The sequence below is a fragment of the Neobacillus paridis genome (genome assembly GCF_016765675.1).
GTDB classification, from domain to species: Bacteria; Bacillota; Bacilli; order Bacillales; family Cytobacillaceae; genus Neobacillus; species Neobacillus paridis.
Map to the genome: position 1 here is coordinate 212,740 of NZ_JAESWB010000045.1, position 24,096 is coordinate 236,835.

General features: G+C 39.0%; 23 protein-coding genes. 2 read left to right on the forward strand and 21 right to left on the reverse strand.

Translation table 11 applies throughout. The features are described from left to right. Positions 1-6: 6 nt before the first annotated feature. The 15 genes from cas1c to JK635_RS05445 form a co-directional block, all read right to left on the reverse strand. Positions 7-1,038 carry a type I-C CRISPR-associated endonuclease Cas1c gene (gene cas1c / locus JK635_RS05380; protein WP_202652950.1) on the reverse strand — a complete coding sequence of 344 codons (1,032 nt, stop codon included), beginning with the start codon at positions 1,036-1,038 and terminating at the stop codon, positions 7-9. Beyond that, complete coding sequence (cas4, locus tag JK635_RS05385; RefSeq protein WP_202652951.1) at positions 1,035-1,694, reverse strand: CRISPR-associated protein Cas4; 660 nt, start codon at positions 1,692-1,694, stop codon at positions 1,035-1,037. The genes cas1c and cas4 overlap by 4 nt, the downstream gene beginning before the upstream one ends. Beyond that, a complete protein-coding gene (gene cas7c, locus JK635_RS05390) occupies positions 1,684-2,547 on the reverse strand; it encodes a type I-C CRISPR-associated protein Cas7/Csd2 (protein ID WP_202652952.1) in 864 nt (287 codons plus the stop codon). The genes cas4 and cas7c overlap by 11 nt, the downstream gene beginning before the upstream one ends. Further along, on the reverse strand, positions 2,548-4,437 hold the full coding sequence (gene cas8c / locus JK635_RS05395; protein WP_202652953.1) for a type I-C CRISPR-associated protein Cas8c/Csd1: 1,890 nt from the start codon (positions 4,435-4,437) through the stop codon (positions 2,548-2,550). Beyond that, entirely contained in the window at positions 4,438-5,157 is a 720-nt protein-coding gene (gene cas5c / locus JK635_RS05400) for a type I-C CRISPR-associated protein Cas5c (RefSeq protein WP_202652954.1), read from the reverse strand. 206 nt (positions 5,158-5,363) lie between these two features. Then, entirely contained in the window at positions 5,364-5,561 is a 198-nt protein-coding gene (locus JK635_RS05405; RefSeq protein WP_202652955.1) for a transposase, read from the reverse strand. Between the two features lie 203 nt (positions 5,562-5,764). Then, positions 5,765-8,197, reverse strand: coding sequence for a CRISPR-associated helicase Cas3' (cas3, locus tag JK635_RS05410; RefSeq protein ID WP_202652956.1), 2,433 nt, complete (start codon positions 8,195-8,197; stop codon positions 5,765-5,767). A 243-nt stretch (positions 8,198-8,440) separates the two neighbouring features. Continuing rightward, entirely contained in the window at positions 8,441-8,653 is a 213-nt protein-coding gene (locus JK635_RS05415; protein WP_202652957.1) for a hypothetical protein, read from the reverse strand. Between the two features lie 213 nt (positions 8,654-8,866). Beyond that, positions 8,867-9,256, reverse strand: coding sequence for a sigma factor-like helix-turn-helix DNA-binding protein (locus JK635_RS05420; protein WP_202652958.1), 390 nt, complete (start codon positions 9,254-9,256; stop codon positions 8,867-8,869). 57 nt (positions 9,257-9,313) lie between these two features. Continuing rightward, the gene (locus JK635_RS24640; protein WP_306792909.1) at positions 9,314-9,439 is read right to left on the reverse strand and encodes an RNA polymerase sigma factor; all 126 of its coding nucleotides are present in this window, start codon (positions 9,437-9,439) and stop codon (positions 9,314-9,316) included. Positions 9,440-9,610: 171 nt separating this feature from the next. After that, on the reverse strand, positions 9,611-10,264 hold the full coding sequence (locus JK635_RS05425; protein ID WP_202652982.1) for a Crp/Fnr family transcriptional regulator: 654 nt from the start codon (positions 10,262-10,264) through the stop codon (positions 9,611-9,613). Between the two features lie 113 nt (positions 10,265-10,377). Next, a complete protein-coding gene (locus tag JK635_RS05430; RefSeq protein WP_202652959.1) occupies positions 10,378-12,267 on the reverse strand; it encodes a heavy metal translocating P-type ATPase in 1,890 nt (629 codons plus the stop codon). A 390-nt stretch (positions 12,268-12,657) separates the two neighbouring features. Next, positions 12,658-12,879: a heavy-metal-associated domain-containing protein gene (locus tag JK635_RS05435; protein ID WP_202652960.1), complete on the reverse strand. Its 222-nt coding sequence runs from the start codon at positions 12,877-12,879 to the stop codon at positions 12,658-12,660. 161 nt (positions 12,880-13,040) lie between these two features. After that, positions 13,041-14,198: an ABC transporter permease gene (locus JK635_RS05440; RefSeq protein WP_202652961.1), complete on the reverse strand. Its 1,158-nt coding sequence runs from the start codon at positions 14,196-14,198 to the stop codon at positions 13,041-13,043. Continuing rightward, positions 14,188-14,940, reverse strand: coding sequence for an ABC transporter ATP-binding protein (locus tag JK635_RS05445; protein ID WP_202652962.1), 753 nt, complete (start codon positions 14,938-14,940; stop codon positions 14,188-14,190). Before JK635_RS05445 ends, JK635_RS05440 begins: the two co-directional genes overlap by 11 nt. Positions 14,941-15,112: 172 nt before the next feature. Between JK635_RS05445 and JK635_RS05450 the strand changes: the two genes are divergently transcribed. Together JK635_RS05450 and JK635_RS05455 are read left to right on the forward strand one after the other, a co-directional pair. Continuing rightward, on the forward strand, positions 15,113-15,814 hold the full coding sequence (locus JK635_RS05450) for a LytR/AlgR family response regulator transcription factor (protein ID WP_202652983.1): 702 nt from the start codon (positions 15,113-15,115) through the stop codon (positions 15,812-15,814). A gap of 13 nt (positions 15,815-15,827) precedes the next feature. Continuing rightward, positions 15,828-16,808, forward strand: coding sequence for a sensor histidine kinase (locus JK635_RS05455; protein WP_235887896.1), 981 nt, complete (start codon positions 15,828-15,830; stop codon positions 16,806-16,808). A gap of 298 nt (positions 16,809-17,106) precedes the next feature. Here the strand turns inward: JK635_RS05455 and JK635_RS05460 are convergent, their stop codons facing one another. The 6 genes from JK635_RS05460 to JK635_RS05485 form a co-directional block, all read right to left on the reverse strand. Then, complete coding sequence (locus JK635_RS05460; protein ID WP_235887897.1) at positions 17,107-18,219, reverse strand: FtsZ/tubulin family protein; 1,113 nt, start codon at positions 18,217-18,219, stop codon at positions 17,107-17,109. Positions 18,220-18,476: 257 nt separating this feature from the next. After that, on the reverse strand, positions 18,477-19,223 hold the full coding sequence (locus JK635_RS05465; RefSeq protein ID WP_368857071.1) for an amino acid ABC transporter ATP-binding protein: 747 nt from the start codon (positions 19,221-19,223) through the stop codon (positions 18,477-18,479). A gap of 16 nt (positions 19,224-19,239) precedes the next feature. Beyond that, the gene (locus JK635_RS05470; RefSeq protein ID WP_202652963.1) at positions 19,240-19,899 is read right to left on the reverse strand and encodes an amino acid ABC transporter permease; all 660 of its coding nucleotides are present in this window, start codon (positions 19,897-19,899) and stop codon (positions 19,240-19,242) included. Between the two features lie 62 nt (positions 19,900-19,961). Beyond that, positions 19,962-20,744 (reverse strand): amino acid ABC transporter substrate-binding protein, encoded by a 783-nt coding sequence (locus JK635_RS05475; RefSeq protein WP_202652964.1) that lies wholly within the window; start codon positions 20,742-20,744, stop codon positions 19,962-19,964. Between the two features lie 263 nt (positions 20,745-21,007). Further along, complete coding sequence (locus tag JK635_RS05480; RefSeq protein ID WP_202652965.1) at positions 21,008-22,192, reverse strand: iron-containing alcohol dehydrogenase; 1,185 nt, start codon at positions 22,190-22,192, stop codon at positions 21,008-21,010. Between the two features lie 303 nt (positions 22,193-22,495). Beyond that, positions 22,496-23,890 carry an MATE family efflux transporter gene (locus tag JK635_RS05485; protein ID WP_438803822.1) on the reverse strand — a complete coding sequence of 465 codons (1,395 nt, stop codon included), beginning with the start codon at positions 23,888-23,890 and terminating at the stop codon, positions 22,496-22,498. Between the last annotated feature and the right edge of the window lie 206 nt (positions 23,891-24,096).

The window sequence follows — 24,096 nt, forward strand, 5'->3', positions numbered from 1 at the left end:
TAACACCTACTTCCATAGAAACGGTGGGTACTCATCTAAGTCATTACGCAAATATCTGGCCAACAATAATGCTTGAGCATGTGGCACCAAGCCCCATGGAATCTTTTCTCCTAAAAAAGGATGAGTGATCTTTTCTTGCTTTTTATTTTGCCAAGCAGTTAAGAATTTCTTTCTACCCTCATCCGTCATGATAACGGCGCCATTCTCCTTTTTTAGAAAGTCCTCTTTATTAATGACCTTCTTATTAATTAACGCCAATACAAACCGGTCGGCATAAACACCACGTAATTCTTCCATTACATCTAATGCTAACGATGCTCTTCCAGGTCGGTCACGGTGTAAAAAACCAACATATGCATCAAGTCCAACACCTTCTAAGGCAGATGCCATATCGTTTGCTAATAAAGTATAAGCAAACGATAGCATAGCATTCACATTATCTAATGGAGGCCTACGTGAACGAGAACGAAAATAGAAGTCCTCTTTTTGCTGTAAAATCATTTGACCCATTAATTTATTGTAGCTAATTGCTGCCTGTCCCTCTAAACCTCTTAATCTTTCTAAGTCTTCACATACTCTTACTTCTAAAATAATTGACGATAAGTGTTTAGATACATCTTTAAATTGTGCTACATCTACCCGCAATGGATAATCTCGGGTCATTCTTTCAATAATCCATTTATTATTATAAATTTTACCAATAATAAAATTGCGAGCCACCTTTGTAGACATCACTTCATCATCTGATACCCGATATTGCTTCTTTCTTAGTACGACATTTCCCCTACTCTCCCCAATTACTCGGGCGAGGAATCTTCCGCTCATTGTAAAAAACACTAGTGAAATATTTCGATCGGCACAGTAACCCATTAAAGCAGGGCTTGAACCTGTATAACCAAAAGACACAATCGATTCTAAGTTATGAAGCGGCAGCCGGCCTAATTGCTCCTGGTCTTTAAGAAGAACAATATTATCTCCATCAAGCGATAAATAAACATCAGGCTGGTTGATAAACAATGTATTCAAAAGCTTTTTCATTCAAAAATTCTCCCTTCAATATAACTTTTAACCGAACGTTTTTTCATCAATTCTGGTAAACAAATATGTTGAAGGGAGCAATTTTTACAAAATGCTCCTGTTTTAACTTTTGGTGTATGCCTGCGATAATAATAATCTTGCATTTCTGCAACAATTACTCTTACTTTATTTTTCAGATCTGCAGTTAGCGACACTTCCACTCTGCGTTTTATTTCATTATAAAACATATAGCCCTTGTTAATTTCACAAAGTAGCATTTCCTCTAAACACATCGCTTGCGCCGTTAGTTGCAAAATATCAGCATCATCCATTTTTGGTTTGCCGCGCTTGTACTCGATAGGGAAAGCTATGTACTTCCCTTCGGCCCCTTCTATCTCAACACCATTGGAATCTTGAATGAACTCTACAACATCACAAACACCTGTAATCTTTAGTTCATTTGACTTTATAGGCATGGCACGGACAATGAGTTTTTCGCCACGCTTTTCCCGAATAAATGGTTGGTCGGCTTTTTGATGAAGGTACTGTCCTTCAATTGTCCTAACATTTTCAACCCATTGCTGTTCAATGTGGATAAGGGCCCATTGACGTTTACAAAATTGAAAGTGTTGAATACCGGACAACATTAGATAGCTATCTTCATCATTATAGTCCATCAATAATCTCTACCTTGAGACCTTCTAACTCATTTACATAAATAGTGTAATCATCTATTGATTTTGGTTTTTCTATTTCAGATTTAATTTCTAATGATCGATGCACCTTAGCAGATGAATACTGACCTAATTTTGAATTATGTTCCCACCAAAAAACTTTATTTACTTCCATACTTCCATCTGGCCTTGCGGACGATGTATCATTTTCAAACAAAGTTATCAAAGCTTGCTTGATTTTCTCAGCATCTTCATTAGTAAATCCTGTTTTTTCAGCTAATTGTGTGTTGATGCTTCCATAAAAAACATAGACTCCAAAATCAACACGATGCTTCATACCCATTGTATCTGAGGTTTTTTTATCGGGATCAGTTTTATTTGTAACAGAATTCACACTTTTAGTAATTTGCATACTAGAGATATCGATAGGTGCAAGGCTAACAGCAGTATGAATAGAGACTGGTCCCCTAATACCTATAGATATTTCTGAACCACTAAAAGCAAATACTTGTCCAAAACTTCGGACATCCATCCAAGACTCACAAGCAATTTTTGAATAAAGAAAATTATCTCTCGTTTTACCTTTTGAGTATTTTTGTAACTCCTCATTGCTATCTACACGGTCCTTTATGCTGCGAAATCCATCGTCTCTTCTTTCATCTGATTGGACAAGAATAGACTCTCCCATATCTTGTAAACGATTACGAATCTTTCTTTTAAGACATACATCTGAAATTTCACCATGACCATCATAATTTTGTCTAGGTCGATTACCATTTAACGGGTCTCCATTTGGATTGGCATTTCGAACAGATAACACTACTGCAAAGTCGATTTTGTGGTCTAAAGTACTCATTTACATCTCTCCCTTTTCAGCTTCTTTATCTTTTTTGCTTTTATATAGTTCATGTCGTTGACTATAAAAACCAAGAAGATATAAACCAGTAAGTGGTTTATCATTAAATTTTTGAGGGTCCATTTTGGAACCTACTTCATCTAGTAAATTATTATAAAAATTCAATTGAGTTCCTAATTTAGCCTGGTAGGGTTGTAAACTGGATTGAATAATATTCCAAGTCCTAAATGGATGTTTAGCAAAAGCATTCATGTAGCGAATAGCGTTAGTCGCCCGTGTCTCGCTTTTATCAAGTGCCCGTCTTTCCATTACATCAGCAATTGCAAGCATTCTCCCAAATAAATAATCACGATGATCGTTATTGACATCTAATGCCACACCAAAGCCCTCCTTCTCATATGTTTTATTAATCAATGCACATGTAATACTTAGGGTCTTTTCCCATTCCCATTCTTCCATTCCTACGGGATTAGAAGCTCTAATATAGGCACTTCTAACAATATCAATAGGTATCGGTCTCCCATCAATAATGGATGGTAACATTCTTTCTACTAGACCCTTCACTAATTCATTACTTGCTCTTGACCCATAGGCCGCAAAAGCAATATCTTTTGTTGCAGGAGCACCAGTAAATATGATTGTTTTTTTATCTGAATCCTTTTGGTAACGATGCAACCAATAACAAGTTTTATGCCAAGCTTCTAAACGCTTCAAAAAAAGATCTTCACTCATATCTCGATAATAGACAATGGACATCCGCCCCGGCGTTGCAGCATCTACAATCATAATGTTAACATCAGATTTATAGTTTAAATCGTGTCTGTAGCCACCAATAGCCTTTTTAATTTGTTCAGAAAACTCTTTATGAGTAACATCTCCTAGCGCTTCAGTGTCAGTATCACTATATAAACCTAATGTGTCTTCGAATGGAGATAGCATTTTAGGTCTTTTAGATCCCCACACGAGAAAGACTTTTCCATCAATTGAATATCCTTGTTTAGCAATCAACCATTTTAATGCATTATGGGCTTTTTGTGATACTTCATAACTAATTGATACTGCATCTTTACTGTTTTTAAAACGTCCCCGAAATGTAAATCCGGACGTATCATTGGCAGATATCAACTTTGCCATATCTGCTGAATAGCGTATTCTAGAAGCATGTCGTTCAGTCGCGGGTAAATGTTTCCCTGAAACGTAACATAGATCATTTTCTTGAAGTGTGCTTTCATAAAAATGAATAAAAGATTCATGGACAGATTTATCTCTCCACAGTCTTGATTCTGGTTCCCCAATTTTATTCACCGAAAATCGAACAAAAGCATCACTTAGTTTAGAGGAAATCACTTTATATATATCTGGTTTCTCTCCATATTTCTTCTCATTCTCTTTATCCCATTTCTCGATAAAGTGATGATTTTCATCAACGTATATAATTTTTTCATTAATTAGATCTTCTACGAGTCTTCCTTTTGCTAAGTATTCATATACACTTTTAACCTTTGGATGAGCATACTCAGAAGCGCACCATTTTTCTAATTGATTCATATAATCTGCATGAGGGTTCCCTTTCTTTGCAGTTCCTCCATACTTAATATAGTCTCCTGCCACATAAACAAGTTTATCGCATAAAGGATGCGGGACAGGTGTACTAGTTCTATTGGCTGAAGCCTCAGTACATGGAATAATCGTACTGGCATCACTCTTATCGACAACTTTAGCCGAAATAAAATTACCTTTCATACCTAATATAACTTCAATCTGTGCACTTTGGGTTGTATGTGATAAAGGAATAAGTGCATACTCTTGATCATATTTATTAACCTCGAATTCACCTATTAATTGTTGGTTATTTTCATACGTTTCAAATAAATTCTTAAGCCAAGTCACTTAATCACCCCCCTCTTTTATTATTTCTTCGTATAACTCCTCTACAGACTGCAGATTAGAATTATTAAATGACTTTGGTGAAAATTCTCCCACTTGACGAATTAAGGTACACTCGTCCGGGCGAATAAATTGAATAATTCCATTTCTCATCACCGGCCGCCATAACCTTGTTTCTAAACAATCCCGCCCAGTTTCATCAGGATAATTAATGCCATGAACCATTACTCCAAAATCAACTTCAGGAATATCATCATAGTAGCTTTTTCCTTCGCCAAAGTTACATGGCTCGACGTAACCCTGACATTCTCTAGCACCTAGAAATATATCCCTTCTTCCGCCCGCTGCAACAGCTCTTTTGGCAATATTGTGGTGTTTATGTTCATTACGATCAAATGCTAAATCTTTTCGATACATATTAAATACAAAATGGGCACGAACTTGATACTTTACATCTCTTAAATATGTGTAATAAGCTAATGTGTTCCCACCATTATATTCAATTGGCCGAATCCCTTTCGACTCTGTTTGAATAGGTTTCATTATCCGCACTTCGTCAATAATCCACATAATCGTTGGTTTCCAGTAAATAGATTCTACAATCCCTTTTAGGCTTTGGTAGGTTGGGATCTGATAAGACATCTTTTCCCCGCCAATTTTCGTTAAAGGATCTGTGAACAACGCATAATTACCATACACCTCAAACTCAATTTGATTTCTCAAAAAAACACCTCCAACATTTGTTACAAATATTTTATCGTTAACAATACAAAATTTTAATAAGCGTGTTGTATTATTGGGTTTCCAGACCAAAGGTTTATCAATAAGTATTTTGAAAATGCCAGAGAAAGCTTGGAAAATTATTAAAAAGCTCTTTCCTCAACATTAAGCATCTCTCTGTCACATTCATTAATACAATTTCTTTATTACTAAATTAAAACTTTAAATTCCGAAAATCTAACGATTGTTATGTTAATTTTTAATACCTCTGGTTGTTTTTCATGTAACCAGTTATAAATGGTGCTTTTAGGTACGGAGTATTCTTTGCTAAGGTAACTTACAGATCTCCCCATTGTATAAAGTTCCACAATCGCTTTTTTAAAATTTGTTTTGTAACGATTCTTCATTTTAATAATTCCCCTTTAAAATATACCTTCTAATTAATTATAGTTATCCGTGTTACACCTATATATTTTATCATTAAACTTTAAAGAAAGGTATACATTTTGAGAAATCGTGCTAAAATATGACTGTCGCTTATATAGCGTGGATTGAAATTAATTTATTATTGTTTGCGGGCTCACCTATTCATTATGGTGAGTTTTTCCTTTCACCAAATTTCCAGCGACCAGCTTCCCTCCCCCTTAAGATCCAATCCCATTTCGTCTGTATACGCCGGTTCTTTTAATGCATAAACATTTCCATGTAGCAAGAGCTCAATATTACCTTCTTTATCCAGCTTTTTTAGTTCAGGGTCATACACATTTATTACATATTGCTGAGATTTTTTTAGTAAATCACCTAATTCCCTTATTTCTAAATTTCCATTCAAATCAGCAATAATTTGTTTAGCTTCTTCATTGTACGGGACAAGTACTGACGTAGTGAGATTGTCAATTACATGGAAGTGCTGTTCAGCCGTTGCAAATGACTGCCTGCTAATTAACGGAAATCTAGTATTATTTTTATTGTTATAAGCTGCAATGTAATCTTGATTTTGATTTAACAAATCAAATATAGTTTTATCTGACTTGGCAATAGAATAATTTAATTTGTTGCTAATTTGAGAGTAATAGTATTGAAAATAAACACTCATTGCTTCAGGTGATAATAAGTTATTCCCGAAAAATTCAGGTTCCACTTTGAATTCTTCTAATATTCGTGCCGTTTGCTCCCCGCCAATTTCAATTTCTTTTAATTTACTAAGCACCTCGTCTGCTGACTTAATAATATATACGTTTCGAATTCCGTATTCTCCATGACGATTACACCTTCCGGCAGCTTGTGCAATTGAATCGAGTCCTGCCAACGAGCGAATCACACATTCGAAACTAATATCGACTCCCGCCTCTATTAATTGTGTACTTAAACAAATCACCCGTTTTTTATTAGATAGCGCTTTCTTAACATCCTTTAGAACCTTTTTCCGATGAGCAGGACACATATTTGTACTTAGATGAAATAGCAAATAATCATGGTTTTCACGTTCTTCTTCATTATTTAGTTCTTCGAATAGTTTTCTAACAGCTGTTTTCGTATTCAAAATAACGAGCAAATTATTTACTTGTTCCATTTCATCTAATATAAATGTCTTTAACTCTGCAGCAGTAAACCCTTTTGGTGTTGTTTTGTCTATAATATTTACCCTTTTAAAACTTTGACCTACCATCTTCAAATCTTTAATCATTTCTGAATCCGATGATATTTTTAATTTATTCTCTACAAAGTCTAGAGCTGGCTGTGTTGCTGTACACAAAACAATGCTGGTATTACAAAAACTACTCAAAAAGTTTAATGCTTCATTAAATAGTGAAATACATTTAATAGGTACAGATTGTACCTCATCAAAAATAAGAATAGCATTAGACAAATTATGCAACCTTCTGACGTTTCTTGTTCCTTTTGAATAAAATACATTCAAAAATTGTACCATTGTAGTAAAAATAATTGGACTGTCCCAATTATCTTTAGCTAACTTCAATTTCTTTTTGATCAAATCATAATCTTCATCGTCATTTTCTAAATTACGATCCTCAATAATATTGGAATGATGCTCCAATATATACTCATCATTTTTTAAAATATCTCTTACTTCTTGTGCATTTTGCTCTATTATGGTCGTATACGGGACAATATAGATGATTCTCTCTTTTTTATATTCCATCGCATGTTTAAGTGCATACCTTAAACTTGCCAATGTTTTACCTCCACCAGTTGGAATTGATAAGGTATAGATTCCTGAGGGATTGCTGGCAAATCCCTCACATTGATCTGACATTTCCATTCTTAATAAATTTATAGGTTTACCTGCATGTTCTGAGTTACGAAAGGATGCAATTTTATCCATTAAAGCGTTATAGCTCTCTTTAAAAAAAGAGGCACTATCAACCATTTGGCTTTCATCTTCATTTTCATCAAACATTCTAGTATTTGTTCGATCTGCATCTATAAGGGAGCTAAATATAAATTTTAAAATGAGTGACATTGTAATTGGTTTTAATCTATTATCATTTATTATTTTGACAATATGTATGACTTCATTTTTCGCCTTTTCAAAATACTCCTGGAGTTCCGTTTCCGATACCTGTTGCTCAAAAAAAGAGGCTACTGCATTTTCAAACTCTGGAATTTCCTTTTCCATAACCCTGCGTAAAAAGTCTGATGATAAATCCGGAGTTAAAAAATCCCTTAAACCACTATGATGAGAAATAATACTCATCGCCATCCACTCGACAGCTAGATTCTCAATAGAATTTGTTTGTTTATTATAGAATTTTTGATATAGCAATCTCCCTCCAGCGGTTGAATGGTCTACAGAACCTTTAGGTGGTGGATTATCAGGGTTGGCTATTGCATCTTGAATATAATTTTTAAATTTCTTTGTATTTTTCCCTAGGTCATGGAGAAGGCCTGATAGACCGGCTAGATACTGTACACCAATTTTGCTACCAAATTTTTCACTTAACCCACGGACACCGTCTAAATGTTCTTGAACAGTTTGGATTTCACCATCTTTTTCACGAATATGCGCAATATAATCCATAAACAACCCCCAAGTAATATTTTTCGAATTACTTTTTAATCGTACAAAAATAGCAGAAGTAACCTTCCGTAAGGTTCTAACTTCTGCTAATCTTGCTGTATCCCAATATGTAAAAGACAGCATTTGGTTAGTTAGTATAAAATCATACTATAGTACTATCATGGATGTATTTTCAGATAATGTCAATAAATGTCATAACTTTGTCACATTTGATTTCAAGGTTATCAAGCCACTATTAAGGGATCAGCAGGGAGTAATTTTCTTGTAAAGTTTCATAAGGGTATGTGAGTTCCCAGAAAAAATCATAGCCCTTACCATTTTTCTTAATATCCGATGCTTTCCATCCAGCCATGGATCGTTGTCGCCTTGAAATTTTTCAAAGTTAACATCAAAACTTACTTCTCCTAGTTCATTATGAACCTTCTGCAAATCACCATCAACATGACCAGTTACCATCACAACAGTCCCGTTAAAGTAGGCACTTGTGGTTTCACGGTCACTCCGTTCTTTGTCATCGCTTGGTTAAGATCCGTACCATATTCTGTTTTGCTAAATAAACTCCCCTGGAATCACCAAACTCCTGATAAATCTGCAGTAGCTATCGATCCGATTATTACTCTCTTTTTTCTTGGAGAAGAGGTTGTATTTTTTGCAACTCTTTTCCCCTATTCATTGCTTGAAAAACCTTTTCCTTCGGGACTTCTTTTTTTCAAACACTGCTTTTAATTCCTTTTCATGCTCGGCTTTGTTCCTCGCCTTCATAAACTTTTTTAAAGCTAACTTCCCCCTGCTTAAATTTGTTTTAACCGTACTTTCCGGAATATCCAATATATCGCTAATTATTTTAATCGAGTTATCATGATAATAAAATAAGATCAACGCTGTTCGGTAATTTTCTTGCAATCGACTAAGCACTTGTAAAATGTCGATCGATTCCTTATGATTTCTCTCAGCTGCCGGCAATTCACTGATCAACTCTTCTTTTAGCGGCACGACATTACTACGTCTTTGCAAAATTTGTCCCGAACAACAAATAATAATTTTTGTGAACCACGTCATGAAATACTCCGGATTTTTCAACGATTAGATCGAAGTAAAAGCTTGATAGATAGCCTCTTAAACGACATCTAGCGTATCTTCTTCATTATGTAAGTATAAATAGGCCGTACGATAGATTTGTTCATAGTTCGATTTGATTAACTTTTCAAATACTTTTTTATTGTCTGCGATTGCTTTTTTCACGACTCAACGATCTTCCGACTTCACTTTCTCAACCCCTCTCATACTATTATAGTGGAGAAAAGTTTTAAAGGTATGGGGAATTTTTTGAAGGATTATTCATTCTTTATTATAGCGGGGCTAGTGCACGTGGTTTTCAAAAAAATAAGCCAGTCCAAGGACTGACCAAAATTTTTAAACAAGCAACAGCCCATCCAAATCCAAAATTTCGATTCGTTTGTGAGACTTTTGTTTGATGAGGCCTTGCTGCTCGAGTTCGGTTAGTTTGCGGCTGATCGTTTCGGGTGTGGTTCCTAAGTAGGAAGCTAGATCCTTTTTGCTCATTGGCAGTTCCACTTCATTCGATTCTGACGGGTCTTCCAACGCTTCCGCTAAAAACAGCGCGATCCGGGTTTCTACTTTTTCCGTCGCGAAACGGGTTGTCTGCTTTTCCGACTCATCCAGCCGATTCGAGAACTCAGATAAAATTTTTAGTGAAATCGATGGGTACTTTAAAAGAAGTTTTTGCAGGTCTGACCGATTAATCATGCAAACCTGGGTTGCAGTCATCGCTTCAGCATATGATTCGTGAGTTGCTGCTTTAAATAAAGCAAGTTCTCCGGTAAAATCGCCGGGCTGCAAAATGCGGACGAGCTGCTCTTTTCCCGATTCAGACAGGCGGTAGATTCTGATTTTTCCCTTACTGACAATATAAAGAGAATTGGACTCGTCCCCAGCGTGATAAATAATTTCTCCTTTTTTATAGGAGACGGATTGAACTGTTTTCATAATTTCTGCCATTTGTTCTGTTTCTAAATGGTTAAAAATCGGAACCAGCGAGACACACATTCTATCATGATGATGACACAATTCATGCTTTTCGTCGATTTCCACTTTTTTCACTCCCTCTTTATTATTCAGCGTGTGTTTTTTCCTATACCTGATGAAAGCATAAAGCCCTCCTATGCCACTTGCAGTCCTGGTTCTACTGTTTCGTTTTTTGGATTAAATTTCATTAACCTCATTGCATTCAGAATGACCAGTAAAACGCTGGCTTCATGGATTAGCATCCCTGATGCCAGATGGACTGTGTTGAAAAGAACTCCCATTAATAGGACAAATACAATGGATAAAGCCGCAAAGGTATTTTGCTTCATATTACGGATGGTTGCCTTTGAAAGTGAATAGGCGTGGGACAATTGCATCAGCTGATCGGCCATAAGAACAACGTCAGCCGTTTCCATTGATATATCCGTTCCGCTCTCCCCCATTGCTAAGCCAATATCCGCTGTTGCGATTGCCGGGGCATCATTAATTCCATCTCCAGCCATGGCAACAACATGTCCGGCCGTTTTCAATTTTTTTACATACTCTACCTTATCTTCCGGTAATAATTCAGCATGATATTCATCGATTCCCAGCTGCTTGGCAACTAATTTTGCGGAGTGAGGATTATCACCAGTTAGCATAACAATTTTTTTAACTCCATTTTTTCGTATTTCGGTTAAGGCGTTAAGAGCATCTTCACGAATTTGGTCAGCGATAGAAATCAAACCAGCAAGCTTCCCATCGATTGCTGCAAAAATAACGGTGTTACCGGCTTTTTCTCGAGTTACGGCGTATTCTAAAGCCTCTTTTGAGATGCTCATGTTTTCAAGTTCCATTAACTTACGATTTCCAACTACTAAGGTATGGTCCTCAACATCAGCACGGATTCCATGTCCTTTCACGACTTCCCCGTTTTTCACTTCACCGTTTATGTTTATTTTTCTAGCCTTCGCTCCTTTCACAATCGTTTGCCCTAAATGATGTTCAGATATCATCTCTGCTCGGGCAGCAAGACGTAATAATTCTTCTGCATCTATTTGTGCAAATATCTTTATATCGGTTACTTCCGGGTTCCCCTTCGTCAACGTTCCGGTCTTGTCAAATACAAACGTATCGACCTTGGCGAATCGCTCCATGACCTCGCCGCCCTTTACAAGCACACCGTTTTTCGCCCCGTTGCCAATCCCGGCAACATTGGAAACAGGAGCACCGATGACCAAGGCACCTGGGCAGGCTACCACCAAAAAGGTAATCGCCAAATGAAGATCTCTTGTTAGGGCGAAAACGATGAGCGATAATAAAACAACTGCTGGTGTATAGATCCCAGAAAACCGATCAAGGTACTTTTCAGTTTTTGTTTTCGATTCCTGTGCTTCCTCAACCAGTTCGATCATTTTTGCAAAAGTGGTATCATCCCCAACTTTTTCAGCCATCATCTCAATATAACCGTTATCTACCATCGTACCACTAAATACTTTTTCGTGGACGGTTTTTGACCTTGGAACAGATTCACCTGTTACTGCTGATTCATTCAAAAGTGCCTTTCCTGATAAAATCCGCCCATCTACAGGGACTTTGCCGCCGGAGCGAATGATGATCCGATCTCCAACTTCCACCTCTTCAACAGGAATGGTTCGCTGTTGTCCGTCCTGAATGACGACGGCTTCCTGTGGGGCCATGTCAACCAGCTCCTTCAAGGAAGAACGTGTTTTTTCTAATGTTCGCGATTCCAACAAATCGCCAAATAAGAATAAAAAGGTAACAACTGCTGATTCTGTGTACTCTTGGATAAACATTGCTCCGATCACCGCAATACTGACCAGTAATTCGATACTAAACGCCTTTATTCGCAGGGCCTGGTACGCTTTGCTGAAAATCGGTATACTGGCGATAACAGTAGCTGTAATCAGGAACGCCTCTTCCATTTGCTCATTCCCCAGCAAACCTGATAGAAAACCAATAACGATTAACATGCCGGATCCCGCTGTAATTTGGTTCTTTAATTTATGAATGACCGCCATCATCGTTCATTCCTCCTGCCTTGTTTCTTTATTTTAATGATAAGGCCCTTTTTGACTTAAAGAATTGACGACAGTCAAGTTTTACAATCTTTTGAGAGATATGACCTGTTCATGAGAACAGCTGCTGGTGATTCTGCTGAATTTTGTTCTCATGACCTTGTTCATGAGAACTAGAAACAGTTTTTTCGCCAATTAGAGGGCACTTTTCGCCAATTGAAGGTTGTTTTTCGCCAATTGAAGGTTGTTTTTCGCCAATTGAGCATGCTCTTTCGCCAATTGGGGGACGTCTTTCGCCAATTGGGGGACGTCTTTCGCCAATTGACTTCAGCAGTAAAAAAAAGACTTATAACCCAGTCTCACAAAGAGCGTGGTTATAAGTCTTATTCCTTCCTATTATGAAACTTTTACCGACAACACCGGATAACCCAGGCTCTTAATCTTCTCCTCTAACTCTTGGGCCTGAACTTGGGACTCATCGAATTCAGCTTTGACCTTGCCTGAGTTAAATAACACCCTTGCAGTGTCGACGCCATCTGTTTTGTTCAGTGCATTTTCGATTTTTTTAATACAAGACGGACATGTCAATGGTTCTAATTGAAAAACGGCTTTTGTCATATCCAATTCCTCCTTCACCTTTTTTCTACCTCTACTTTAATGCAGCTAGTGATAGAAAAAATTGACGGTAATCAAGTATGAATACCTTCACCGATTTTTTCAGCGAATTTTCCGCTATTATCGGCAATTTCAGGTATATATCGGCGAACCAAAACGGATTATTAATTCATCACCCATTTATCCTTTAAGAACAAGATCCGGCCGACAATAAAGAAAACTATCATGGAAATTAGATTGCTGGCAATGGTAACGACAATATGGTCGTAGTTGACGATGCCGAAAACAAGTTCTTTTAATAAGCTGAACAGATTCATGATCGGGATGGCAAAGTGTTGAAATGACAGTTCGTTAACGCCAATACCCGCGAGAATCATAGCCGGAAAAACCGCAAGCATCATAACCGGTGTACTGTAACTCTGTGATTCTTTAATTGTTTTTCCCAGTATACTCGTAACCATTAGAAGCGATGCAGTAAACATAGCATAGACAATCGATACCAATACGGCAATTATGACAATCAGAACAGCCTTATCACCTAAAGAAATTGCTTTTTTAAGGTTCTCTGTTAATAAGTTAATCTCGAATGCGACAACAACTAAGGTAATAATCCCAGTAATTGAACCGACGGTCGCAATCGTCAGCCATTTCGATAACAGAAGTGTCGAACGTTTTACCGGTGTCATCAATAAGGCTTCCATTGTCTTCTTCTCTTTTTCACCGGCAAATAAATCGGATGCAGCCGGACCCGCCCCCACCCCGATCGCAATAGCTAAAATCATTGGAATCAGCATTGCCAGCAAGCTGGCATTAGGATTTTGATTGGATACTTCTTTTTCCTCAATCGTAAACGGTTCCATTACGGCTGGCTTCATGCCATTTGCCTGCAAGCGTTCTGAAATAATCTTTTTCTCATAAATTGCCAAAATATTTCGGACAATACTGTTCAAATTGGAAGACTTCTGGCTGAAGGAATCACCGATTATCGTGACAGTGGCTTTTTCGCCATTTTCAATCTTGCTGCTAAAATTGGCATCCAGTATAAGTGCCGCCTGAACATCTCCTTCCTGTAGGACCTTCTCCGGATCAGCGTCCCTAACCAATTCTATATTTTTAACACCGTTAAAAGCATTGGCTACCTGTTGATCAAATGATTCATTTACCGCTAGTTTATAGTTTTCCCCCTCACCATCAGAGATCATTTTTTCATAGAAAAAGGTTAATCCTGTCATCATAATTACTGGAAGAAATACCGTTAACAGCAATGTCCTGCGGTCGCGGAAGCAGTCCTTCAGTTCTTTCAAATAGATTTTAAGAAGCATAGTGTTCGTTCCCCCTTACAAGCTTGCTCATGAAAATATAGTTCAAATCGCGGCTCCCTTCAGACTGGTAAAGGGCCTCGAGGTTTCCTTGATAGACTAGTTCTCCTTTATGCATCATCGCGACGGAATCGCACAGCATGGATACTTCCTCCATAATGTGGCTGGAAAAAACAATTGTTTTTCCCTCGCGTTTTAGCTGGTGGACAAGCTGGCGGAAAACATTGGATGATGTGATATCGAGCCCAGTGGTCGGTTCATCAAAGAGAATAATTTCCGGGTTATGAATCAAGGTTCTGGCAATCGCCACCTTTTGCCGCATCCCCTTGGAGAAGCCGCCGACTTTTCGGTTCAAATAATCGCGCATCCCGAACATCTTTGACAAATCATCAATCCGTACCTTTGTCTCATGCTTGCTCAAGCCGTATAGTGCTGCAAAATATTCCAGGTTTTCCCTAGCTGTTAAGCGATCATAAAGCCCGGTTTCACCGCCAAACAAGACACCCATTCTTTTCTTTACCTCATTCGGATACTTGAGCGTATCGTAGCCGGCAACTGTGACCGTCCCTTCAGTTGGCGTTAGTAAAGTGGCAATTGTCCTAAGCAATGTTGTTTTGCCAGCACCGTTTTCCCCAAGCAGACCAACTACCTGCCCTTCCTTTACAGAAAAAGTAACATACTTTAGCGCCGTGACAAACTTCTTTTTATCTTGAAATTTTTTCGTTACCTCATGGATTTCGATCATTCTTCTCCACTCCAATTGTTTATTTTCTTACTGTCATCATACAAATAACAGAAACGAAAATCTGCCATTATGTCGTGAAAAGTCCGTTTCCTGTCGCGAAAAAGCCAAATCCCTCCTTAAAGATGGTAAAATAACCATATGAAACTATGAATTGACAAAAGGTGTGGCGATGATGATGAAGGTAGGTCTGGTCGATGACCGCCCGATTGATTTGGATAAATTAAATGCGATTGTTTCAGGTGTATCCGATGTCGAGATTGTCTTCTCAACGACTTCTGCTGAGGAGGCCTATGATCATATTAAAAAGGAATCGATTGATCTGTTAATTGCCGATATTGAAATGCCGGGTTTATCCGGATATGAGCTGGCAGATATTATTCATTCGCATGCACTCAATATTTCGGTTATTTTTGTAACGGCGAACAGCGGCTATGCCGTTCATGCCTTTGAATTAAATGTCCATGATTACATCATGAAGCCTTATCCAAAGGGCCGCTTAATCCAATCGATTGAGCGTTTGAAGGAAAAATCAAGGTCGGCAGAAATTGCCGGCAGGCTTTATATTAAGCAAAAAAACGATATCCATATTATTCAAAAGAAAGATATTATTTTCATCGAAAGATCCGGACGTTCTTCGACGATTTATACCAAGTCAGGTGCAATCAAAACCTATCAAACTCTCAATGAACTGGAAGGTGAGTTAAGGGAACGCGATTTCATCCGCTCGCACCGTTCGTTCATTATTAATATCCATTTTGTCAAAAACTTTTCCCTTTACGCCAAAAATTCCTATATCGTCACATTCGAGGGAATTGAGGAGCAGGCGATGATTACAAAGGAAAAGGTCGAATTTTTACAAGAAAATTATTTTTAAAGGCGGGAAGACTTTGAAGCCAATCGTGTTATATTGGGGAGCATTAGCCATTCTAGGTTTGGTCCATCTTTACAGGATCACGCTTTTGCTGCCATGGAATATACCAATCTATGTAACAGGTTTACTTGTTTTTTCCATCCTCTTTTACTTTTACAAAAAAATAATCGCTCCTATTTCTATTTTGGGAGTAAAGTGGAACGCCAGCCTCTTTGCCATCCAACTGCTGCTTGTCGCAATTTATCTGAATTCACAGCCTTCATTGACTGATCTGGCACTGTTTATCGTCTTTATCGGGATTGAGTGGGTAAGGCTGGGGATGGCTCGGAAGCTCGCTGCCTTGGTTCAAGAAAATAATTTATACAAAGAGCAAACAGCGCAATTGAATGAAACGTTTCGAATGGTCCGCAGTGAGCGCCATGATTTTCTCAAGCATGTTTCCGCGATTCACTTCATGCTTGAAAACAGGCATCCTGATGAGGCTAAAGCATACCTCGATGAATTAGTCGATGACTATAAGGAAACCAATCTTTCCATTAAAGGAGAACGAGGAGTCGTCGCCGGGATATTACATCAAATGTACCGCCGTGCCCAAACAGCCGGAGTTGCCGTTGTCTATGACTTTGACCTGCCAATCTCGACTTTGCCGTTCCCGGATCCCGAGATGGTCAAGCTGCTGGGAAATCTACTGTCCAACAGCATTGATGCCAGTGAATCCTGGCAAAAAAAGCATAAGGGATCAGCTTTGATCACACTGCAGTTTTACAAACGGAGCGGGTTGTATGTACTCATTTGCCAAAATAACAGCTTGCCAATTCCGACTTCCATCTTGGATGGATTGTTTCAAACTTATGGAAAGACAACAAAAGGAGAAGGTCATGAGGGTCTCGGGACAAAAATCATTCAGGAAGCGGTTGACAAGCACCACGGCTTTTTAGATTTTGTTTATAAAAATGAGGAATTCACAGTTAAAATTAAATTTCCAGCGATTCAATAAAACAAGGACTGGTCCTTGTTTAGTGGAAAAGACTGGATAAAAAAGAACGATAGGTGGGGACGGACAACATTCCCGCCGCAATTGGCGTACACCTTTCGCCAATTGGATCATGTCAGTCGCCAATTGGTGTACGCTTTCCGCCAATTGGATGGTGTCTGTCGCCAATTAAAGCACGCTTTCCGCCAATTGAATGGTGTCTGTCGCCAATTGAAGCACGCTTTCCGCCAATTGGAAAGCGGAAATTACTCTTTTAAAACATAAAGGGTCAGTCCTTCATCGGAAGGGCTGACCCTGATGTTTATTTTTGGTATTTGGATAACTTGGCGGAAATGCTTCCTGGCTTTCGTTCCGGCGGTCTTGCTTTGAGACTGGAAGCCCAGGATATCCGTGATTCATACGTTTGTGTAAACTCTTTGCTGACTAAATTTTGCAGCCGGTCTTTATTTTTCTCAAGGGATTCCTCTAAAGTCAACATCCTCCGGCTCGGGAATGGCAGTCCTGCTAAAATGGTGGTAACCGTCGGATCTGCTTCGGAAATATACGTTCCTTCAAATAACTCCAACGGCTCCCCCACCTGTTCAAAAACACTGGGGACATTAATAAGCTTTGCCATTTTTTCGGGACCTTCATAAATTAAGCCTGCACGAATAACACCGGGGGACTCCACCGGACAAAATATCGAGTTTTGCCATGATTGTTGAATCTTGCCGGCTACATCTGCAGTAGTTTTGGCATCAGTAATGGCAGTTGAGGCGATCATAGTCACCCCTCTTGTGGCCAAAATGTTCATGAGATCCGTTTCATCAAAGTTGCCATAAAAAGAACTTTTTTTCGTGACCTGCAAAATATGATTGATGGCTTCGATGACCTGTTGGTTGGAGGAAAGATAGATTTGATGTTTACTGGATTGTGGATTTAATTTTCGCATTTGATCATTGTCGACAAGAAATACTGAGGAAAGTGAGTCTATTTTGGAAATTTCTTCGATGCATTCAGCGGCGTTGATTCGATTTCCTGCTAATACGTTTCGGTCAGGTACAACCGCGATTGCCCCAACCTTAACTCCCGGCAGGTGGTCCAATAACAAATCAATCAATAACGGACTCATCCCCGAACCGGTGCCACCATCAGTTGAAAATGCGACTAGTAAAAACCTGATATTTTTAAATGAACGCTGCACAAATTCAATAATTTCCCGATAGTTATCATTAATAGCCCTTAATCCAATTGAACGATTTTGCCCGGCACCATTAAATCCAGGGACAAAGAATTTCTTCTCTACCCTTGTATTTACTAAACCATCACGTCGATTTGTATTAATAAGAGCCGTTTGAAAGCCCATAGCTGCAGCAATTTCAGCAATATTCCCGCCCGCTTGGCCAACACCCAAAATTCCTATTGGTTTCACCATATCCCCTCCCTTTCTTACTAAAATAATACTCACATTTTATAAAATTAGACTTTTCTATATAAAAATATCAAAAAAGCGTACTCATTTTCGGGCTATGTACATTGCTCTCATCGACTGTCACCCAGGGTCACCAATTACCTCCATTGATGAGCTTTATGGCCTTTGACCCCGATTGGTGACCTATATTCATTTTGAACACTCATTTAGGTCACCAACCAGTAGCCTCTATTGATGACCCAACCGAGTGTGCTTTCGAATTATTTCCGATCCCTGTTTAAAAAGGCCTTTGTCCGCTCGAATTTTGGTTTAGTGAATAGTTCAGCTGGAGAACCCGATTCGATCATTTCCCCGTTATCCATAAATAACACCTGATTTGCCACTTCTTTGGCAAATCCCATTTCGTGGGTGACCACAATCATGGTCATGTGTTCTTCCGCTAGTTTTTTCATAACCTGCAGAACCTCGCCGGTCAACTCCGGGTCAAGTGCGGATGTTGGTTCATCAAACAGCATAATTTCCGGATTCATCATCAGCGCCCTGGCAATCGCCACCCGTTGCTTTTGCCCTCCAGATAAATTGGCGGGATAAGCATTGGCACGGTCGATCAAGCCGACCTTTTCCAACAGGTCAGTACTGCGGCTTTTTATTTCCGCTGCTGATTCTTTTTTTACCAATCTTGGCGCCAGCTCCAGATTTTCTTTGACCGTTAGATGCGGGAATAAATTAAAATGCTGGAAAACCATGCCCATTCTTGAGGTAATCTGCCTGATTTGCGGTGGCGATGAATATACTCCATCCTTGACCAAATAATGATCAGCAACCTGAATACTACCCCCATCTACTTCTTCAAGGTGAACAAGACCGCGAAGCATTGTGCTTTTTCCCGAGCCGGATGGACCAATGACGGCGACAACATCATTTCTATTCACAGTAAAGCTAATTTGCTTTAGCACATCGAGCTTGCCATACGATTTCTTTAAATTCGATACTTCAATCAAAGCCACATGGATTCACCCCTTCCTATTCAAATCTGAAGCGCTGTTCGATCCCTTTAAACAGCATCGTTAAAATAAGCGTCATCACAAGATAAATGATTCCGGCAACCACAAAAGGAACTATCGTAAAGTCACGGTTTACGGCTGTTTCAGCAAAGTGTAACAGTTCTGGAACCGCAACGGCATACAGTAACGCTGTATCCTTCACAAGGGTTACCGACTCATTCGCCATAGCAGGAAGGGCAATGCGGAACATTTGCGGCAGAATAACCCTTGTTGTCATCTGCCATTTATTTAAGCCGAGGACCTGGGAGGCTTCATATTGCCCTTTATCGATAGCTAAAAGCCCGCCGCGGAAGATTTCCGCAAAGTATGCCGCATAGTTAAGAATGAATCCAAGGCATGCCGCCACAAAACGATCCATTACTAAATATTCACCGACAACTGGAAGCATTGGCAGCCCAAAGCAGAAAAACAAAAGCTGCAATAAGAGCGGGGTCCCGCGCATGACATAAATATAGGCTTGGGCCAGCCAGGAGAGCAGCCTAAAGCGGCTTTGCACTGCCAATGTTAATAGAAAGCCTAATGGAATGGAAGCCACAATAGCGATAATAAACAAAAGAACTGTCGTTTGTGCCCCTTCCAACATCGGCTTAGATATCTGGATAAGGTATTCTAATGACATAGTAGGAGTCCTCCAAAGCAAAACAGGCTTTCCGAGGAAATCCTGCTTTGCCTTTATAGATATTAGTTTAATACTTTATTTTCCCCAAACCATTTTTTTGAAATCTCTGCCGCTGTCCCATCCTGATTCATTTCATCGAGTGCTTTTTGAAGTTTCGTTAATAATTTCTCGTTTCCTTTCTTGACACCGATACCGTATTCTTCAGGAGCAAGGGATTCATCAAGTACTTTAAAAGTATTTTTTTCCTTTGTCATGTAATAATCAATGACAACCTCATCAATGACGACGGCATCCAGGCGGCCGCTCTTTAAATCATTTAGAGCAAGGACATTATCTTTAAACTCAGTCACGGTTTTGATTTTGGACTTGATCGGGTTGGCATTTAAGGCATCAGCCGCTGATGAAAGGGACTGCAGTCCGACGACTTTGCCTTTTAAATCAGCCAGTTTGGTAATGTTTGAGTCTGCCTTCGTGACAACGACTTGGGCATTTTTTAAATAAGGCTTTGTAAACAGAACCTTCTGTTTTCGTTCATCGGTTATAGTATAGCCATTCCAAATAAGGTCAATCCGGCCGCTACTTAATTCGGACTCTTTTGTACTCCAATCGATCGGCTGGAATTTTACCTTTTGGCCCATTTTTTTCGCTGCTGCTTTTGCATAATCAATATCGAAACCAACAATATTGTTATTTTCGTCACGGAACCCAAGCGGAGCGAATTTATCATCAATACCAATTACAAGCGTTTTATCCTTATCTTTTGATCCTGTTGTTTTTCCTGAGCATGCCGTAAGTACTGAGAATACAGCTGCTATGAGTAAGACAAAAGCTGCAATTCGTTTCATTTGAAAAAACCACCTTTAATTTATTTTTGCTTTAGCGCATTACTATATTATCATGCTAACAATTTAATATACTAACATATTATAATGCTATAATTTCTAAAAGGCAAGACTTCAAGTTTTTAAAAAGAAAAAGCTCCTCCCAATATCGGAAAAAGCTTCTTAAAAGTTAACTTTATGGTTTTTTCTATTTAAAAAGACGAACAAAAACAGTTGGGGCAGCCCTCCATATCCATCGGAAGGCTGCCCCAAAATTATTTCTATTTTTAGTTGGCACCAACAGGTACGGGTGCATCATTATAAGCTTTCATGTAAATGGCAATAATGTCTTCCTTAGTGACCGCTTTTGGATTTGCACCTGTGCATGCATCTTTAAGTGCGTTCTCTGCCAGTTTTTCAACATCCTCAACACGGAAAGCAGATTCACGAAGTGGTGGAATGCCTACAGCTTTGGAGATACGGCGAACCTCATCTACGGCCATTTGCGCTGCTTCTTCGACGGTTGCTGCCGAACTTGTGTCCACCCCTAAAGCCCTGGCAACATCGGCAAATTTTTGCGGACAGGCATCCATATTAAATTCCATTACATATGGGAGCAGCATCGCATTTGCCACACCATGAGGCAGGTCATACTCACCGCCTAATTGGTGGGCCATACTATGAACAATGCCTAGACCGGCGTTGGAATAGCAAAGGCCGGCGATAAAGGAGCCCCAGCCCATTCCGGAACGTGCTTCAAGATCTGAGCCATTTTCAACAGCTTTCTCAATATATCTTGCAATCAATTCAATCGACTTATAGGCAATTGCATCTGATAATTCAAAGGCACCATTGGCCGTATATCCTTCAATCGCGTGGGTCAGAGCATCCAAACCAGTCGCAGCTGTTAAGCCTTTCGGTTTTTTAAGCATTAATTCCGGATCATTAACAGCAATCGTCGCCAGACAGTTCGGGTCGACCATGATCATTTTTATTTTACGGGACTCGTCCGTAATAACATAGTTAATTGTTACTTCAGCAGCCGTACCAGCTGTTGTGCTGATGGCCACAATCGGCACTGATTTATTTTTCGATTTACCTATTCCTTCGTAATCAGCAATATTCCCGCCATTTGTGACTAAAATGCCAATTGCCGAGCCGGTATCTTGAGGAGAGCCTCCACCTACTGAGATAATAAAGTCACAGGCTTCTTTTTGGAATACAGCCAGTCCATCATGTACGTTTTTGGTGGTTGGATTTGGTTTTACCTCATCAAAGATGGTATAGAGGATTCCGTCTTGATCGAGAACATCTGTGATTTGTTTTACTACTCCGTTTTGATTTAACACTTTGTCTGTAACCAGTAAAGCTTTTTTCAAATTTAATTTCTTAACTTCTTCTCCAACAAATTTGACACTTCCAGGACCAACAAGATTAATAGCAGGCCAGTATACTTTTCTAGGTGTTAACATTGTAATCTTTCTCCTTTTCCAATTGATTTGTTGGTGGTTACAGATAATTCGGAGTTTAATATTTGTGATATATTTCACAAATGGATACAAATTTAAGTGGAGCATTCCCACTTAAAAAAGATGGAACACAGACCTCTATTATCTGCAGCCGTAAACCATAATTAACTATTTATCCATTACGATTATGATTATATCACAGAACATTTTTTGAAAAATCATCCTATTATGGCTTTCTCGTTACAGAAAATTTACGATATTATGAATCTAAAAAATAAAAACAGAGAAACCTTGAGTTCTCTGTTTTTACACAAGTCGATGTGCATACCATTTCTTTCCTTTGAATCTTTCCGTAAAAATAAGCCCGCGCGCGCCCCATTCAATGATCATGGCAACCCAAACACCGATAATCCCAAAGCCGAAGGTAATCCCCAAAACATATCCAAGAACGACCCGCAGCAGCCACATGGTGAAAAGCGATGTCACAGAGGTAAACGTTGAATCTCCCGCCGCCCGCAGCGCAGATGGCATAATAAAACTAGGTGACCACAAAATCGGCTGGGCAATGGCTGAAATGAGCACAAGGATAAAAATTGTACCGATGATTTTATCAGGCGGGCTGAACAGTTTGATTAATAATGGATAAAACGGCAAGATGATTACTGATGAAATCACAAACAGGATCGAAGAAAGGCCAATAGTAGATTTAATAAATTTTCGGGCATCCTCGATGTTTCTTTGGCCAATACATTGACCAACTACCGTTACAATCGCAATGCTTAAGGAATTGGGTCCAATTTGGAATAACAAAGCAAACGAGTTACCGATGGCATAAGCCGTCATTGCCAATGTTCCTAACTGGACAATGAATGTTTGTGTTAACAATTTGCCACCATTGAAAAATAACTGCTCCGCCGCAAACGGAAGCCCGATAAACATTACTTTTTTGAGAATGGATACATCGATTTTCAACGCTTTTTTTACCTCAAATTGGATTGTCTCATTATATTTAATAATGTAGATCAATGAAGTAATCATTCCGAGCACTCTTGCCAGCAGGATAGACATTACTAGACCCTTCACACCGAGATGCAAAATGGTTATGAACAATACATTAAGAACGGTGTTGGTAACATTCATTATTAATGATAATTTTAAGCATGGTTTTGTTTCGCCGACACCTCGTAATGAACCACACACCGCTTGAAAGATGGCAATGAATGGATAGGAAATACAGCTGCCAATCAGATAGATGGTAGCATTGTGAAACACATCCGCTTCCGCCTTGCCAAACAAGAGATTTAAAGTCGGTATGTGAAAAATGATAACGAGAGAACTAATCACAACGGAAAATAACGTTACCGCCGTAATAGCCTGTGTTGCTGTTTTTGATACCATTGTCATGTTCCCGCTGCCCTTATACTGCGCCACGATTACGGTGCCGCCGGTTGCCACCGCAATAAATACATTCACTAGGAAAATATTTAATGAATCTACCATACTTACAGCACTAACAGCAGCGACCCCGGCCGAGCTGATCATCGCCGTGTTTAAAAAACTCATTAAAACAAGAAAGGCCTGATCAACTACAAGCGGGATAATGATAGCTATCATTTCCCTGTAATCAATCGCTGCCCCGGTAAAATATTTATTTAACAATGGAAGAGCCTTACTTTTTAAGTTGAATTTTAACCTATTCACTTTACTACACTTCTTTGATAAAAAATTATAGAGACTATTATACCACGATTCTCTTAAATGGAGAAAGCAAGGGTCCTAATTGTTTGAGTCAAGTATTTGTGGGCAGTTTTTTTATCTCCACAGAAGTGAAAGCGGATTCACTTATTTAGAGTGCTCTCTTGATAGAAAATTTGTCTTTTTTAAAAACCGGCCAACTCTTTTAATGC

Bases quoted from the DNA above. Each gene is read 5' to 3' on its own strand.
- cas1c (WP_202652950.1), bottom strand. From the start codon at position 1,038: ATGAAAAAGCTTTTGAATACATTGTTTATCAACCAGCCTGATGTTTAT.
- cas4 (WP_202652951.1), bottom strand. From the start codon at position 1,694: ATGGACTATAATGATGAAGATAGCTATCTAATGTTGTCCGGTATTCAA.
- cas7c (WP_202652952.1), bottom strand. From the start codon at position 2,547: ATGAGTACTTTAGACCACAAAATCGACTTTGCAGTAGTGTTATCTGTT.
- JK635_RS05405 (WP_202652955.1), bottom strand. From the start codon at position 5,561: ATGAAGAATCGTTACAAAACAAATTTTAAAAAAGCGATTGTGGAACTT.
- cas3 (WP_202652956.1), bottom strand. From the start codon at position 8,197: ATGGATTATATTGCGCATATTCGTGAAAAAGATGGTGAAATCCAAACT.
- JK635_RS05415 (WP_202652957.1), bottom strand. From the start codon at position 8,653: ATGGTAACTGGTCATGTTGATGGTGATTTGCAGAAGGTTCATAATGAA.
- JK635_RS05420 (WP_202652958.1), bottom strand. From the start codon at position 9,256: ATGACGTGGTTCACAAAAATTATTATTTGTTGTTCGGGACAAATTTTG.
- JK635_RS05425 (WP_202652982.1), bottom strand. From the start codon at position 10,264: ATGTGTGTCTCGCTGGTTCCGATTTTTAACCATTTAGAAACAGAACAA.
- JK635_RS05430 (WP_202652959.1), bottom strand. From the start codon at position 12,267: ATGATGGCGGTCATTCATAAATTAAAGAACCAAATTACAGCGGGATCC.
- JK635_RS05435 (WP_202652960.1), bottom strand. From the start codon at position 12,879: ATGACAAAAGCCGTTTTTCAATTAGAACCATTGACATGTCCGTCTTGT.
- JK635_RS05440 (WP_202652961.1), bottom strand. From the start codon at position 14,198: ATGCTTCTTAAAATCTATTTGAAAGAACTGAAGGACTGCTTCCGCGAC.
- JK635_RS05445 (WP_202652962.1), bottom strand. From the start codon at position 14,940: ATGATCGAAATCCATGAGGTAACGAAAAAATTTCAAGATAAAAAGAAG.
- JK635_RS05450 (WP_202652983.1), top strand. From the start codon at position 15,113: ATGATGAAGGTAGGTCTGGTCGATGACCGCCCGATTGATTTGGATAAA.
- JK635_RS05460 (WP_235887897.1), bottom strand. From the start codon at position 18,219: ATGGTGAAACCAATAGGAATTTTGGGTGTTGGCCAAGCGGGCGGGAAT.
- JK635_RS05470 (WP_202652963.1), bottom strand. From the start codon at position 19,899: ATGTCATTAGAATACCTTATCCAGATATCTAAGCCGATGTTGGAAGGG.
- JK635_RS05475 (WP_202652964.1), bottom strand. From the start codon at position 20,744: ATGAAACGAATTGCAGCTTTTGTCTTACTCATAGCAGCTGTATTCTCA.
- JK635_RS05480 (WP_202652965.1), bottom strand. From the start codon at position 22,192: ATGTTAACACCTAGAAAAGTATACTGGCCTGCTATTAATCTTGTTGGT.